Below are 14,462 nucleotides of genomic sequence, written 5' to 3' on the forward strand. Positions count from 1 at the left end.
TGCGGCTGCTCGACCCGGGCATCTCGCCCGTTCCGAGCCCTCTGCCCGTCCAGCCCGACGCGTTCCGTCCGCCCACCACCTCGCCGAAAGGCCTGGGATCCCCCCCCATGCGCATCCTCGGAATCAACGCTCTCTTCCACGACCCCGCCGCCGCTCTGGTGATCGACGGCCGGACCGTCGCGGCCACCGAGGAAGAGCGGTTCTCCCGACGCAAGCACGGGAAGCGCCCGGTGCCCTTCTCCGCCTGGGAGTTGCCGGAGAAGGCCGCCGCCTGGTGCCTGCGGCGTGCCGGACTGCGCCCCCAGGACCTCGACGCCGTCGCCTATTCCTATGATCCGCAGCTCGCCCGGCCCGCCGGGACCATGGGCCTCGACGATCCCTGGGACCATCTCCGGCAGGCCTACGCGCGCGAGGCTCCCGGTTTCCTCAAGGCCGCACTTCCGGGTCTCGACGCCGGTTTGGTTCGCTTCGTACCGCACCACATGGCGCATGCCGCGTCCAGCGCCTTCGCCGCGCCCGACGCCGGGGACTCCTCCGTGCTGGTACTGGACGGCCGTGGGGAGCGCGCGTCGCACCTCGCCGCGCGCCGCGTCGGGCACCGGCTGGAGGCCCTGTACGCGCAGGAGCTGCCCCACTCGCTGGGCCTGGTGTACGAGGAGCTCACCGGCCACCTGGGGTTTCTGCGGTCGTCCGACGAATTCAAGGTGATGGCCCTCGCCTCCCACGGAGCGCCGCGCATGCTGCCCGAACTGCGCCGTCATGTGTACCCGACGGGCGACGGCGGGTTCCACGCCACGGCGGTGCCCTGGCACGAATTGTGCCCGCCTCGCGGTCCGGACGAGCCGTGGACCCAGGACCACGCCGATGTGGCCGCCAGCGCCCAGGCCGTCCTGGAGGAGACTCTGCTCGACCTCGTGCGCTGGCTGCACGGCAGGACGCACGACAGTGTGCTCACGCTCGCCGGGGGCGTCGCCCTCAACTGCGTCGCCAACTCCCGGATCGCCCGCGAGGGCCCCTTCTCCCGGGTGTGGGTGCAGCCCGCCGCGGGTGACGCGGGTACGGCGCTGGGCGGCGCGCTGCTGCTGGCCGCCGGCGGCGGGGACGAGCCGGAGGCCATGACCGGCGCCGATCTGGGCCGGGACTGGTCGGACGCCGAGCTCGGAGCATGGCTGAAGACGGCGGCCGTGCCGTTCGAGCGGCCGCCGGACATCGCCGCGACCGTGGCCGAGACCCTTGCGGACAACGGGATCGTCGCCTGGTTCCAGGGCCGCTCCGAGTACGGGCCCCGGGCGCTGGGGCACCGCTCGTTGCTGGCCCACCCTGGGCACGCGGGCAATCTCGAACGGCTCAACGACGTCAAGGGGCGTGAGCAGTTCCGGCCGGTGGCGCCCATGGTCCCCGCCGACCGCGCTCCCGAGCTCTTCGACGGCCCGCTGCCCAGCCCGTACATGCTGTTCGTCCACGACGTGGCCGAGTCCTGGCGGGACCGTATCCCGGCGGTCGTGCACGTCGACGGGACGGCCCGCATCCAGACGGTAGACCCGGCACGGGAACCACTGGTCGCCCGCATGCTCGCCGAGTTCGAGCGACTCACCGGGCTGCCCGTGGTGGTCAACACCAGCCTGAACACCGCGGGCCGGCCCATGGTGGACGACCCGCGCGACGCCCTCGAGTGCTTCGGCTCCGCGCCCGTCGACCTCCTCGCCATCGGCCCGTACGCGGTCAGGCGCGGTGACTTCTTCCGCAGCGGTGACGGGAGGGGAGCGTGATGCACCGGCACCGAGATGGGGTCGTGGGCGCCGACGAGGCCTACGCGGTGGTGATACCGACGCTCGGACGCGCGAGCCTCAGTGCCTGTCTGCGTTCGCTGGCCGAGGCCGGTGGGCCCCGGCCGGTACGGGTGATCCTCGTCGACGACCGCCCGGACACCGCGGGTGCAAGCCTCCTGGTGGACGTCCCCGGACCCCTGCGTGCGATCACCACTGTGGTGAACGGCGACGCCAGGGGCCCGGCCGCGGCACGCAACACCGGGTGGCAGGCGGCCGGCCGCGTGCCGTGGATCGTCTTCCTCGACGACGATGTGATGCCCGGTCCCACGTGGGGGGACGACCTGGCCCTCGATCTGGCCGGGGCTGCGGACGCCACGGCAGCGATCACCGCCCGTATCGACGTACCGCTCCCGACCGACCGCCGGCCCACGGACTGGGAACGAAACACCGCCGGGCTCGCCACCGCCCGATGGATCACCGCCGACATGGCGTACCGCCGTGAGGTACTGGAGGCCGTCGGCGGCTTCGACGAACGGTTCCGGCGCGCCTTCCGGGAGGACGCGGACCTGGCGCTGCGGGTGATCGCCGCAGGGTGGACGGTGACTGCCGGGACCCGCACCACGACCCACCCCGTACGCCCCGCCGACCGCTGGGTCTCCGTACGTCTTCAGGCGGGCAACGCGGACGACGTGCTGATGACACGGCTGCACGGCCGTGCCTGGTGGGGCCGGGCGGGCGCGCCACGGGGGCGGCTGCCCGGCCATCTGGCGGTGACCGGAGCGGCGCTGGCGGCCCTCTCCTGTGCCGTCCTGCGCAAGCCCGGTGCCGCCGCGGTCTGCGCCGCCGCCTGGCTGGCCGGGACCGCCGAATTCGCCCTGGCCCGGATCGTGCCGGGGCCGCGGACCTGGGACGAGATCATCACCATGGCGATCACCGGCGTGGTGATACCGCCGGCCGCCACCTGGCACTGGATGCGCGGTCAGGTCGTCCACCGGGGAACGCCGCCGTCGCCCGTCGCGGACGAGGCCGGTGCGCCGCCGCGTGCGCGGCGGCAGCCGCTCCAGGAACGGGTGCACCCATGACCGAACCTCCCTCCACGCCCGGGCGGCCGAACGCCACTGCGCCATCGACGGCCGGACCCTGGCTGTTCGACGGGCCACCGGCCGCCCGGCCGCCCGGATACGACCCGGGCAGTGCGCTTCCGGCAGCGGTGCTGTTCGACCGGGACGGCACGCTCGTGTACGACGTGCCCTACAACGGCGATCCCGCACGTGTCGAACCGCTGCCGACGGCGCGGGACGCCGTGGCCGCCGCGCGTGCGCGGGGCGTCGCGGTCGGAGTGGTGAGCAATCAGTCGGGGGTGGCCCGCGGCCTGCTGACGCTCTTTCAGGTAGAAGCCGTACGGCAGAGGGTGGAGGAACTGCTCGGCCCGTTCGGCGTGTGGGCGGTCTGTCCGCACGGGCCGGACGACGGCTGCGGCTGCCGCAAACCCGCTCCGGGCCTGGTCGTGTCCGCGAGCGCACGACTGGGCGTCCCGGTCGAGCGCACCGTCGTGATCGGGGACATCGGCGCCGACATGGCGGCCGCCCGTGCCGCGGGCGCCCGGGGTGTGCTGGTCCCGACCCCCGTGACCCGGCCCGAGGAGATCGAGGCCGCCCCCACAACGGCCCACGACCTGCTGGCGGCAGTGCGGCTGGTGCTGGCCCCGGACCCGGGCGCCGTGCGTCGTGCAGAACCGGGGCCGAAGCGGACCGGCGTCGCCGACACGGCCGGTGGTGACAAGGCCCGGCACGGCACCGATGGCGTCGTCCGGACGGCGGGTGGGCGACGATGACCCGTTCCGGAAGCCTTCCCCGCACCCTGGTCGTCCGCCTGGACAGTGCCGGTGACGTGCTGCTGGCGGGCCCCGCCGTGCGTGCCGTGGCGGCCGGTTCCTCGTACACCGCCCTGCTGTGCGGGCCACGCGGTGTCGAGGCGGGGAAGCTGCTGCCGGGCGTGGACGGCGTGCTGGAGTACGACGCCCCCTGGGTGGGTCTCGAGCCGGCGCCGGTTTCCCGGGCGGCGACCCGGCGCGTGCTGGAAGCGCTGACGGCGGGCGGCTTCGATCGCGCCCTGGTGCTCGTCTCCTACCATCAAAGCCCGCTGCCGATCGCGCTGCTGCTGAAGCTGGCCGGGGTCGGCTGGACGGCGGCGGACAGCGAGGACTATCCGGGCGCCCTGCTGGATCTTCGGCACCGCCGGCTGCCGCACCGGCACGAGGTCCTGGCCGCGCTGGACCTCGCGCGGGACGCCGGGTTCGCGCTGCCGCCCGGCGACGAGGGCGCGCTGCGCGTCGAGACCCCGCCCGACACCACGCGCCTGACGGGCTCGGAACCGTACGTGGTGCTCCACCCCGGGGCCGCGGTACCGGCCCGGGCGTGGAGCCCTGAACGGGCGGCCCGGGCCGTGGCCGCCCTCGCGGCCGAAGGCCACCGGGTGGTCGTCACGGGGGGCAGGGGCGAGCGGGAACTGACCGCGCAGGTCGCCGGAGCACACGGACTCGACCTCGGCGGGGCCACCGATCTACGGCACCTGGCGGGCGTGCTGGCCGGCGCCCGGGCGGCCGTGGTCGGCAACACCGGGCCCGCGCACCTCGCCGCCGCCGTGGGGACACCCGTCGTCTCGCTTTACTCACCGGTGGTACCCGCCGAGTGCTGGGGTCCCTACGGCGTCCCGCACGTCCTGCTCGGGGACCAGTCCGCGGCGTGCGCCGGCAGCAGGGCCCGGCTCTGCCCGGCACCGGGGCATCCGTGTCTCGACGGGGTGAGCGACACCGAAGTCGCCGCCGCCGTGGCCGAGCTGTGTGACAAGCGACCGTCCGGAATGAACAACTCGAATCGGACACGGGAGACGAAGCGCGCGGATCCCGACGCGGACCCCTCGTCCGGGCCATGCGATGTGCCCGGCCCGGTCGGCGGGCCCGAAACGGAACGAGGAGCGACCGTATGAACATCCTGCTGTGGCATGTGCACGGCTCATGGACGACGGCATTCGTCCAGGGCCCTCACACCTACCTCGTTCCCGTGACACCTGGCCGTGACCCCGACGGGCTCGGGCGGGCCCGAACGTTTTCCTGGCCCGCGTCGGTACGGGAGGTGACCACCGAGGAACTGCGGGACGCGGAGGTGGACCTGGTCCTCCTGCAACGGCCGCACGAGCTGGAACTGGCCGAACGCCGGCTCGGCGGTCGCCGCCCCGGCCGTGACGTACCCGCGGTCTACCTGGAGCACAACGCACCGAACGGCGCCGTGCCCGTCACCCGGCACCCGTTGGCCGACCGCAACGACCTGACACTGGTTCATGTCACCCCCTTCAACCGCCTGTTCTGGGACTGCGGCAGCACCCGCACCGAAGTGATCGAGCACGGGATCGTCGACCCGGGACACCAGTACACCGGTCGGCTCGCCCGCGCTGCCGTCGTCGTCAACGAACCGGTGCGGCGCGGCCGTTACACCGGTACGGACCTGCTGCCCGTCCTGGCCGAGGCGGCACCCCTGGACGTCTTCGGCATGGGCACCGCCGGCCTCGCCGCTCACCTCGGGCTGGACGATGACCAGTGCCGGACCGCCGACCTGCCCCAGGCCGAGTTGCACCGGGCCATGGCGCAGCGCCGGCTGTATCTGCATCCGGTGCGCTGGACGTCGCTCGGTCTCTCGCTGCTGGAGGCCATGCACCTGGGGATGCCCGTGGTGGCGCTCGCCACCACGGAGGTGGTGGAGGCGGTCCCCCGCGGCGCCGGCACGGTGTCCACCCGCCCCGATGTCCTGGCCCGGGCCGCCCGGCACTATCTGCACGAACCCGAAGCCGCGTCCGCGGACGGCGCCCGGGCTCGTCAGGCCGCCCTCGGACGGTACGGGCTCAAGCGCTTCCTCGACGACTGGGAGCGCGTGCTGAAGGAGGCGCGCTCATGACCTCGTCCTTCCGGCTCTTCGACCCCGGCTCCGCCGACGCGGACGGCCCCGGTTCCCTGTCGATCGCGCTCGTCTCGGAACACGCGAGCCCGCTGGCCACCTTGGGAGAGGTGGACGCGGGCGGACAGAACGTCCACGTCGCCTACCTCGCAGGCGCGCTCGCCGACCGGGGCCACCGCGTCACCGTCTACACCCGTCGTGACTCCGAAGGCCTGCCGGACCGCGTGCCACTGCGCGACGGCGTGGAGGTACACCATGTGCCCGCAGGGCCACCGGAGCCGATACCCAAGGACGAACTCCTTCCTTACATGGGGGACTTCGGGCGCTTCCTGGCCCGGGTCTGGCGGGTTCGGCCGCCCGACCTGGTGCACTCGCACTTCTGGATGTCGGGGCTCGCCTCCCTGCGGGCCGTACGCGAGCTGGGGCTGCCTCTGCTGCACACCTACCACGCGCTCGGAACCGTGAAGCGACGGCACCAGCAGCTGGCGGACACCAGCCCGCCGAAGCGGATCGCCCACGAGACCCAGGTGGGCCTGGGCTGCGACGGGATCATCGCCACCTGCCGGGACGAGGTAGTCGAACTGGGCAGGATGGGCATACCCGCCGCCAAGATCAGCATCGTGCCGTGCGGGGTGGACACCCAGCTGTTCATCCCACGAGGACCGGCCGCCGAGCGCGGCACCTACCGGCATCAGCTGCTCCAGCTGGGCCGCCTGGTCCCGCGCAAGGGCGCGGCGATCGCCATCGCCGCACTGGCACGGCTGCCGGAGACGGAGCTCGTCATCGTCGGCGGACCCGCGGCGGATCGGCTCGACGACGATCGGGAGGTGCGCCGGCTGCGCGGCATCGCCCAGGAGGCCGGTGTCGCCGACCGGGTCCGGTTCACGGGCGGGGTGCCCAGCCACGAGGTGCCGCCGCTGGTGCGCGCCGCCGACGTGGTGGTGTGTCCCGCGGACTACGAACCCTTCGGCATCGTCCCGCTGGAGGCGATGGCCTGCGCCAAGCCCGTCGTCGCCAGCGCGGTGGGCGGCCAGCTGGACACCGTCGCGGAGCCGAGCACGGGACGCCTGGTGCCTCCCCGGGACCCCGAAGCCCTGGCCCGGGCCGTCGGCGAGCTCCTCGGCGATCCCGAGGAGCGGGCGGCCTGCGGCGCGGCCGGCCGGCGTCGCGTCCTGCGCAGGTACGGCTGGGGGCGGGTCGCCGCGGCGACCGAGAGGGCATACTGCGCCGTCCTGGACGCCCAGCCCGCCGCCACCGGGGTGATCTGACCCGTCACCGTTCCTGGCCCGGGTCCCACGCCCGGCGGTCGACAGCGTTCCCGACCGACCGCGGAGCACCGACATCCGAAGGAGGTGCGGGTCCGGCCGCCGTCCTCAGCGACGCGGCGCGCCCCGATCAGCATGACCGAATCCTCTGCATCCCCCGCACTCGATGCCGCACATCTGCACTGCCGGTCGCTGGAGCACGCGCTCGTCCGGTTGCGCCGCAACGGCCTCGACCGGATAGCGGACTGGGGCCGCCGTCTGGCCACCGTTCTGCCCGCGGGCGGCCGCCTGCTGGCCGCCGGCAACGGTGGCAGCGCCGCCCAGGCCCAGCATCTGACCGCCGAGCTCGTCGGGCGGTACCGCCAGGAGCGACCGGCCTACTCGGCCATCTCCCTGCACGCGGAGACCTCCAGCGTCACCGCCATAGGCAACGACTACGGCTTCGACCATGTCTACGCGCGGCAGGTGGCAGCCCACGGCCGCCCGGGGGACGTGCTCGTGCTCCTGTCCACGTCCGGGCGAAGCGCCAACCTGATCACCGCGGCCGTGACGGGCCGGGCGGCCGGGCTGCGGGTATGGGCCCTGACCGGGGCCGGCCCCAACCCGCTCGCCGAGGCGGCCGACGAAGCACTGTGCATCGACGCCGACACCACGGCAACCGTCCAGGAGGCTCACCTCGTCGCCGTGCACCTGCTCTGCGAGAGTTTCGACGCTGCGCTGGCCAAGCCGACGGCGAACGCCGGCCGTACGGGCCCGCACCGAGCGGTCGGGGTCCGCAGGAGTGCGTCATGACGGACCCGAAGCCGCTCGTGGTCGTCGGAGACGTCCTGCTCGACGAGGACATCGAGGGAGTCGCCACCCGGCTGGCCCCCGACGCCCCCGCCCCCGTCGTCGACGTCACCGACGACCGGTCTCACCCCGGCGGGGCCGGGCTGGCCGCCGTGCTGGCGGCCCGGGGCGGCCGCGAAGTGACACTGGTGACCGCGCTCGGCGACGACCCCGCCAGTGACGCCGTACGCCGTGATCTGCGCGGACGGGTCCGGCTGGTGGAGATACCACTCAAGGGCAGCCTGCCGGTGAAGACACGCGTACTGGCGGGCGGGCGGCCGCTGGTGCGGATCGACCGGGGCGGCGGGACACCCGGTGAACCGGACGGCGCGGTGCGGGACGCCCTGGCGCATGCGCACGCCGTACTCGTAGCCGACTACGGACGGCGGACGGCGACCGCGGTGCGGGAACATCTGGCCGCGGTGGTCTCCCGTACGCCGATGGTCTGGGACCCTCACCCCAAGGGCGACGCTCCCGTGCCCGGAGCCCGGCTCGTCACTCCGAACGCGGCGGAGGCGCGCGCCCTGTGCTCGTGCGAGGGTGAGTCGTTGCGTGCTTATGCCGAGCGAGGGGCGGAACTGGCGCAGCGCTGGCAGACGGCCGGCGTCGCCGTGACGCTCGGCGAACAGGGTGTGCTGCTGGCCAGGCCGGGCACGGGTACGCCGATGCTGGTTCCGGCGCCCTACCGGGCCATTGGGGACTCCTGTGGTGCGGGCGACTGCTTCGCCGCCACGACGGCCGCCGCCCTCGCGGACGGCGCGCTCCCGGAGGAGGCCCTCCAGCGAGCCGTCGCTGAGGCAGCCGCGTTCGTGTCGGCGGGCGGTGCCGGAAATCCGGCGCTGTGGCGGACGGCGCCTTCACCGGCCGAGGACATGCCCAGGACCGACGCGTTCGCGCTCGCGGAGGCGGCCCGGGCACGCGGCGGCACGGTGGTGGCGACCGGCGGCTGCTTCGATCTGCTGCACGCCGGTCATGTCGGCCTGCTGGAGAGCGCCCGCCGCATCGGCGACTGCCTGATCGTCTGCCTCAACTCCGACGCGTCACTCGCGCGGCTCAAGGGCCCGGGGCGCCCGCTCACTCCGGTCGCGGACCGAGTCCGCGTCCTCGAGGCGCTCGGCAGCGTCGACGCCGTGGCGGTCTTCGATGAGGACACGCCGGAAGCGGTGTTGAAGCGCCTGCGGCCCGACGTGTGGGTGAAGGGCGGCGACTACTCGGCCGAGGAGCTCCCCGAGGCGGAGGCGCTGCGTGCATGGGGCGGGCAGGCGGTGGTCCTGCCCTACCTCGACGGCCGCTCCACCACCCTGCTCGCCCGCCGGGCCGCGCAGGCAGCCGTATCCCTGGGTCCGTCTCCGTCGTGACGCGGACCGAGCGGGCATCCGTGATCCAGGGGGCCGACGAGACGGCCCGGCCCCGGGCGCTGGTGCTGCGCGCACTCGGACTGGGCGATCTACTGACCGCGGTGCCCGCGCTGAGGGCGCTACGACGGCATCTCCCCCACCACGAGATCGTGCTGGCCGCACCCGAGCGGCTGTCCGGGGCCGCCGCCGCGACCGGCCTGGTGGACCGGTTGCTGCCCGCATCGGCCGCCGGCCGGGCGGTGCCCGCCGAGCTGCCGTGGGCCGGAGCGGCGCCCGACCTCGCCGTGGACCTGCACGGCAACGGCCGGCCGAGCCATCTGCTGCTCGCGCGGCTCGGGCCCGGGCGGCTCCTCGCCTACGCCCACCCGCAGACGCCGGACATCTCCGGTCCGCTGTGGCGGGAGGACGAACACGAACGGGAGCGCTGGTGCCGCCTGCTGCGCTGGTACGGCATCGAGGCGGACCCCGCCGCCCTGCGGATCCCGATACCCGCCGTGCCCTCCCCCGCCCCCGGCGCCGTCGTGGTGCATCCCGGTGCCGACGCGCCCGCCCGCTGCTGGCCGAAGGAGCGGTTCGCGGCCGTGGCACGGGAAGTGCGCCGGTCGGGGCATCATGTCGTGGTGACCGCCGGTGCGGGAGAAGGGGAATCCGCCCGATTCGTCGCGGCGCGGGCGGGACTGCCGCAGGCCGCGGTCCTGGGAGGTGCCGGTGACGTGCCGTTCGACCAGCTGGCCGCCCTCGTCGCGGGGGCCCGGTGCGTCGTGGTCGGAGACACCGGGCTCGCCCATCTGGCCACGGCGTTCGGCACTCCCTCGGTCGTACTGTTCGGTCCGGTGGCCCCTCGGCTGTGGGGGCCGCCGGACGACGCGCGGCACCGCGTGCTGTGGCATCCCGGGGACGACGACACCCCCCGCCCCGGCGACGCCCACGGCCGTCAGCCGGATGAGCGGCTCTTGCGGATCAGCGTCGGCGAAGTCATCGAGGCCGTCCGCGCACTGCCGGCACCGCGACCGGAGGCGGAGTACCAGCGCGGCGGCAAGGGTGACGGGCCCCTCGCGACGGGCGTGCGCACTCGCGGGTAGCCGGGCCTGGCCGCCCCTGCCCGGCGGGCTCAGGCGGCGGCGCTCAGCTCCGGCTGTCCCAGCACACCGCGGTCCCCCGACCGCACGGGCGCCGTCGTCGCGGCGCGGCGTCCGCGCAGCAGGAAGCCCGCTCCGATCGATCCGGCGATGATCAGCCCACCGGCCGCGAGGGCGCCGCGCGCTCCGGCCAGCTGCATGAGGAGACCGAGCGCGGGCGGTCCGCCAAGGCCCCAGACCGTGCTGATGGTGCTCCACACGCCGAGCACACGGCCGCGCATGTGGGCGGGCGGATCGGTCTGCAGCACGGTTGTCCCGGCGGTGTCGGAGACGGTTTCCACCACGGCCATGGGGAGGACGAGCACGAGCAGCACGGCGAGCGACGGCGACAGACCCGCCACGACCTGGAGCAGGCCGCCCGCGGCGGCCAGCGTGCCCACCAGCCGCACGGAAGGGCGGCGCAGCCTGGCACCGAGGACCGCGCCGACGATGCCTCCGACTGCGAGGACGGTGGAGACCGAGCCGAACGATTCGGCGCCGCCGGCGAGCGGGCCGGTGACGAGCACGGCCAGGGTGAGGCCGTAGTTCCGTCCGAAGACCGCGCTGATGCCGGTGATGCCGGCGAGCGCGACCAGTCGTGGACGGCGCAGGAAGAAGGCCAGGCCCTCCCGCACGGTCATGTCCTGAGCGGAGGCCTTGCTGCCGCGCTGGGCGGGAATGGCCGGCGCGCGTTCACCGGCCCGACGCACGGCACCGTATGCCGGGCGCAGGAAGGGGATGATCGAGGCGACGAAGAGGAAGGAGACGCCGTTGGCGGCGTAGGCAGCGGCGGTGCCGAAGAAGCCGACCGCGATACCGGCGAACGCGGTACCGGCCAGCCGGCCCGCGCTGTGCACGAGGGAGCCCACACCGATGGCGGAGGGCACGTCCTCCTTGCGCACCAGGTCGTTGCCCAGCAGCGCGCACGCCGGGGCGTCGACCGTGGCGACAAGCCCGGTGACGGCGGACAGCGCCAGCAGCACGGTCAGGTCGAGCCGGCCGACCGCGACGAGGACGGCCGTCACGAAGGCCACGGCGCCCAGGAGCGTCTGGCTGACGGCGGCGGTCAGTTTGCGGGGCCAGCGGTCGACGGCGGCGCCACCGGCGAGGCTCACGAGCAGGGCGGGCGCGGCCTGCACGGAGATCGACAGTCCCGTGGCGGCGGCGGATCCGGTGATCTGCAGGACCAGCAGGTTCTGCACGGTGAGCTGCATCCACGTACCGGCGTTCGACACGAAGTTCGCCAGGGACCACCAGCGCATGCTGGGGTACTTCAGCGACCGCCACGGCGAGGTGGACTCGGTGGCTGGGGGCACGGCAGCGGCGTCCGGCGCGGAAGCGGTCGGCACGGATGCAGGAGGGGACGAGGAAGCGGCAGAGGAAGAAGGCACAGTGCTACTCGGAGACGAGTCCCAGGGGACTCACGCAGGGAATCGGCGGGAGCTCGGAAAACCGGGCTGCGCTGCGCGGTCGCTCCACCGGATCTGGCGGGTGCCGTCTCGCCGGAGGGCCCCTCGGTGGGGCCCCGGCGCACGACTTCGCCAATCGTGACAGACCGGACTGCCGAGGCGGCAGGGCCGCCCTCGGACGGGGCGCCGGAGAGGCATCAAGTCCCCAGTGTCCTGGTGGACTTGATGCCTCCTGTGTACTTCCTCACAGCATCCGCGGGCGGCCGCCGACTGTCAGCTCTCCAGCTCTTCCTGGACCGGCGGCCCGGGGGCGTCCCGCAGGTGTTGCGACAGCGCCGGTTCGTCGCCCTCGCGTGGCTGCTCCGCACGCTGCCCGCTGGTTGTGTCGCGGGTCCGAGTCAGGGTCCACCCCGACCGACCGCGCGACGTCCTCCCGGCTGGCGTACCGCTCGGGCGGGATGAGGGACGAGCTGATGTCGGCAGCGCGCGAGTCGGAACCTCACAAGAGGTGGTCGTCACCTCCGCGGAAACCGGGTATTACGCGTGTCAGGCCGCCCGGAAGACCTCCTTCGACTGCTCGAAGCGCAGTTCCTCCAGAGTCCGCAGCTGCCGCTGGGCCCGTTCGAGCAGGCCGTCGAGTCCGCGCCGGTCGAGACGGTCGTCGTCCCCCGCGAGCCCGCGCAGCGTCCGCCACCCGGCGGCCTTCCCCTCGACGCCCAGCCGGAGGAACTCGAGCTCCAGCACCGAGCTGAGCGGCGAGCGGCCGACGAGGCGGCCGTTGCTCTTCAGGCGCCCCGCCGTCTCGAACGCCCACCCCGCCCAGACCTTGTACCGGCGCGCCGGGACCCCGAGCCCCCTCATGATCGCGAGCAGACTTTCGCGGTCCTCGGTGATTTCGGCGGCGATCGGCTCCAACGCCTTGCCGAGCGGAGTACCGCGGTGGGCCCGGACCATGTAATGGGCTCGCCGGGTGCCGATGGTCGACCCGGCCAGGTGGTCGTTGAGGTAGATGCCGAGCAGGTCCGTATTGGTTCCCCCGGTGCGCCCGGCGGAGGTTCTGCCCGCCTGTGTCGTCATGGTCGTCACCTCTCTCGGCGTGCGCGCGCCGAACGTGCGAGACCGCCCGGGTACCCGGGCGCCGCACGAACCACCCGCTCCGGGGCGCCCCTGGTGCGGCCGTCATGCCTGCGGCCCGGGCGCTTCGGCCGGAACGACGCGTGTCGCACGGCGCATACGCCGGGCGGTGCCGCGAAGCTGTGCCTGGGGGTGAGGCGCGCCACCCGGTGTGAGAGCAGCCGGGTGTGGGAGAGGACGTGTTCGATGGAGCCGGTCACCGGGGTGCCGCGAGCACTGACCCTCGCGGGCGTCAGCCAGGGCAATCTCGACGCCGCCCGCGCGCAGATGGGGTTCTCCCTCGCCTGGCACATCGTTCTGGCCTGCCTCGGCGTCGGCCTTCCGCTCCTCACTTTGGTCGTGGAGTGGTGGGGCGAGCGCACCGGAGACCCCACCTACCGCCTGCTGGCCCGCAGGTGGGCCCGCGCCATGGGGGTGCTCTTCGCGGTCGGCGCGGTGTCCGGGACCATCCTCAGCTTCGAGATGGGCCTGCTGTGGCCCGGCTTGATGGGCACCTACGGTCAGGTCCTCGGCCTGCCGTTCGCCATGGAGGGCGTCGCCTTCTTCATCGAGGCGATCTTCCTGGGCATCTACCTGTACGCATGGGACCGGCTGCCGCCACGCCTCCATCTGCTCACGGGTGTGCCCATCGTCGTCGCCGGAGTCGCGTCGGCGTTCTTCGTCGTGTGCGCCAACGCCTGGATGAACCAGCCACGCGGCTTCACACTGCGCGACGGCAAGGTCGTGGACGTCGACCCCTGGGCGGCGATGTTCAACCCTGCGACACCGCCGCAGACCACCCATATGATCCTGGCGGCGCTCATGGTGGCGGCCTTCCTCACCTGCAGCGTGTACGCGGTCGCGATGCTGCGCGGCCGCCGGGACCGCTACCACCGTCTCGGCTTCACCGTTCCCCTGGTCCTGGGCGCGATCGTCACCCCGGCCCAGCTGGTCGTCGGGGACTGGGCCGCGCGGTTCGTCGCCCACTACCAGCCGGTGAAACTGGCCGCGATGGAGGGGGTCTACCGGACCGGTGACCACGTTCCCCTGACCGTCGGCGGTATCGCCGGACAGAACGCACTGCGGTACGGCGTGGAGATCCCCAACGGTCTGTCCCTGCTGGTCGGCTTCAGCCCTGACACGGTGATCAAGGGGCTCTACGAGGTACCGCGCGACGAGTGGCCCCCGGTCACCGGAGTCCACCTGGCCTTCGACCTCATGGTCGGTTGCGGTCTCTTCCTGCTCGCGGTGGGCTTGTGGCTGCTCGTGCTCTGGCTGCGCCGAAGGCGCCGTCCCGGTCCCTGGCTGGAGGGAGCGAGCCGCCCGCTCCGCTTCTTCCTCCTGCTGGGCGCCCTCACCGGACCGGCGGCGGTCGTCGCCCTCGAGTGCGGCTGGACCGTGACCGAAGAGGGACGTCAACCGTGGGTCGTGTGGGGCCTGCTGCGGGTCCACGACGCCGTGAACGTCGCTCCGGGGCTGATGGTCGGACTGTGGCTGGTCGTGGGCGTCTACGTGCTGATGACCGCGGGCACCGTGTACGTGCTCCGCCGGCTGACGCGCGACCGCCCCGTCCCCGTCGCGCCCCAGGAGCGCGACGTTGAGGAGTACCCCGTTGTCTGACCGCTCACCCGCCATGTCCGTCCGCACCACCG

Annotated in this window: 12 protein-coding genes; 10 read left to right on the top strand and 2 right to left on the bottom strand. The window is 73.6% G+C overall.

Features of this window, described 5'->3' with window-relative positions; all coding sequences use genetic code 11:
* The first annotated feature begins 107 nt into the window (after positions 1-107).
* From ACZ3TS_RS28070 to ACZ3TS_RS28110, 9 genes are all read left to right on the top strand, one after another.
* A complete protein-coding gene (locus ACZ3TS_RS28070; RefSeq protein WP_467623282.1) occupies positions 108-1,769 on the top strand; it encodes a carbamoyltransferase family protein in 1,662 nt (553 codons plus the stop codon).
* Entirely contained in the window at positions 1,769-2,851 is a 1,083-nt protein-coding gene (locus ACZ3TS_RS28075) for a glycosyltransferase family 2 protein (RefSeq protein WP_467623203.1), read from the top strand. Before ACZ3TS_RS28070 ends, ACZ3TS_RS28075 begins: the two co-directional genes overlap by 1 nt.
* Complete coding sequence (locus tag ACZ3TS_RS28080; RefSeq protein WP_467623206.1) at positions 2,848-3,603, top strand: HAD-IIIA family hydrolase; 756 nt, start codon at positions 2,848-2,850, stop codon at positions 3,601-3,603. The genes ACZ3TS_RS28075 and ACZ3TS_RS28080 overlap by 4 nt, the downstream gene beginning before the upstream one ends.
* Positions 3,600-4,757 (top strand): glycosyltransferase family 9 protein, encoded by a 1,158-nt coding sequence (locus tag ACZ3TS_RS28085; protein ID WP_467623209.1) that lies wholly within the window; start codon positions 3,600-3,602, stop codon positions 4,755-4,757. The genes ACZ3TS_RS28080 and ACZ3TS_RS28085 overlap by 4 nt, the downstream gene beginning before the upstream one ends.
* A complete protein-coding gene (locus ACZ3TS_RS28090; RefSeq protein WP_467623211.1) occupies positions 4,754-5,719 on the top strand; it encodes a glycosyltransferase in 966 nt (321 codons plus the stop codon). Before ACZ3TS_RS28085 ends, ACZ3TS_RS28090 begins: the two co-directional genes overlap by 4 nt.
* Positions 5,716-6,987, top strand: coding sequence for a glycosyltransferase (locus ACZ3TS_RS28095; RefSeq protein WP_467623214.1), 1,272 nt, complete (start codon positions 5,716-5,718; stop codon positions 6,985-6,987). The genes ACZ3TS_RS28090 and ACZ3TS_RS28095 overlap by 4 nt, the downstream gene beginning before the upstream one ends.
* A gap of 132 nt (positions 6,988-7,119) precedes the next feature.
* Positions 7,120-7,776, top strand: a complete 657-nt coding sequence (locus tag ACZ3TS_RS28100) for a D-sedoheptulose-7-phosphate isomerase (RefSeq protein WP_467623217.1) — start codon at positions 7,120-7,122, stop codon at positions 7,774-7,776.
* Positions 7,773-9,170: a D-glycero-beta-D-manno-heptose 1-phosphate adenylyltransferase gene (gene rfaE2 / locus ACZ3TS_RS28105; protein WP_467623220.1), complete on the top strand. Its 1,398-nt coding sequence runs from the start codon at positions 7,773-7,775 to the stop codon at positions 9,168-9,170. Before ACZ3TS_RS28100 ends, rfaE2 begins: the two co-directional genes overlap by 4 nt.
* On the top strand, positions 9,167-10,252 hold the full coding sequence (locus ACZ3TS_RS28110; RefSeq protein ID WP_467623223.1) for a glycosyltransferase family 9 protein: 1,086 nt from the start codon (positions 9,167-9,169) through the stop codon (positions 10,250-10,252). Before rfaE2 ends, ACZ3TS_RS28110 begins: the two co-directional genes overlap by 4 nt.
* 29 nt (positions 10,253-10,281) lie before the next feature.
* On the opposite strand, the gene ACZ3TS_RS28115 is transcribed toward ACZ3TS_RS28110, so the two are convergent.
* Positions 10,282-11,550, bottom strand: coding sequence for an MFS transporter (locus ACZ3TS_RS28115; RefSeq protein WP_467623285.1), 1,269 nt, complete (start codon positions 11,548-11,550; stop codon positions 10,282-10,284).
* A gap of 693 nt (positions 11,551-12,243) precedes the next feature.
* Positions 12,244-12,774, bottom strand: a complete 531-nt coding sequence (locus ACZ3TS_RS28120) for a hypothetical protein (protein ID WP_467623226.1) — start codon at positions 12,772-12,774, stop codon at positions 12,244-12,246.
* Between the two features lie 243 nt (positions 12,775-13,017).
* Here ACZ3TS_RS28120 and ACZ3TS_RS28125 point away from each other — a divergent pair, with 243 nt between their 5' ends.
* The gene (locus ACZ3TS_RS28125; RefSeq protein ID WP_467623229.1) at positions 13,018-14,430 is read left to right on the top strand and encodes a cytochrome ubiquinol oxidase subunit I; all 1,413 of its coding nucleotides are present in this window, start codon (positions 13,018-13,020) and stop codon (positions 14,428-14,430) included.
* Positions 14,431-14,462: the final 32 nt, after the last annotated feature.

Source organism: Streptomyces sp. NPDC022910 (genome assembly GCF_055561075.1).

What these genes read in the sequence shown, in the direction of transcription:
- ACZ3TS_RS28070 (WP_467623282.1), top strand. Translation starts at nt 108, where the DNA reads ATGCGCATCCTCGGAATCAACGCTCTCTTCCACGACCCCGCCGCCGCT.
- ACZ3TS_RS28075 (WP_467623203.1), top strand. Translation starts at nt 1,769, where the DNA reads ATGCACCGGCACCGAGATGGGGTCGTGGGCGCCGACGAGGCCTACGCG.
- ACZ3TS_RS28080 (WP_467623206.1), top strand. Translation starts at nt 2,848, where the DNA reads ATGACCGAACCTCCCTCCACGCCCGGGCGGCCGAACGCCACTGCGCCA.
- ACZ3TS_RS28085 (WP_467623209.1), top strand. Translation starts at nt 3,600, where the DNA reads ATGACCCGTTCCGGAAGCCTTCCCCGCACCCTGGTCGTCCGCCTGGAC.
- ACZ3TS_RS28090 (WP_467623211.1), top strand. Translation starts at nt 4,754, where the DNA reads ATGAACATCCTGCTGTGGCATGTGCACGGCTCATGGACGACGGCATTC.
- ACZ3TS_RS28095 (WP_467623214.1), top strand. Translation starts at nt 5,716, where the DNA reads ATGACCTCGTCCTTCCGGCTCTTCGACCCCGGCTCCGCCGACGCGGAC.
- ACZ3TS_RS28100 (WP_467623217.1), top strand. Translation starts at nt 7,120, where the DNA reads ATGACCGAATCCTCTGCATCCCCCGCACTCGATGCCGCACATCTGCAC.
- rfaE2 (WP_467623220.1), top strand. Translation starts at nt 7,773, where the DNA reads ATGACGGACCCGAAGCCGCTCGTGGTCGTCGGAGACGTCCTGCTCGAC.
- ACZ3TS_RS28115 (WP_467623285.1), bottom strand. Translation starts at nt 11,550, where the DNA reads ATGCGCTGGTGGTCCCTGGCGAACTTCGTGTCGAACGCCGGTACGTGG.
- ACZ3TS_RS28120 (WP_467623226.1), bottom strand. Translation starts at nt 12,774, where the DNA reads ATGACGACACAGGCGGGCAGAACCTCCGCCGGGCGCACCGGGGGAACC.
- ACZ3TS_RS28125 (WP_467623229.1), top strand. Translation starts at nt 13,018, where the DNA reads ATGGAGCCGGTCACCGGGGTGCCGCGAGCACTGACCCTCGCGGGCGTC.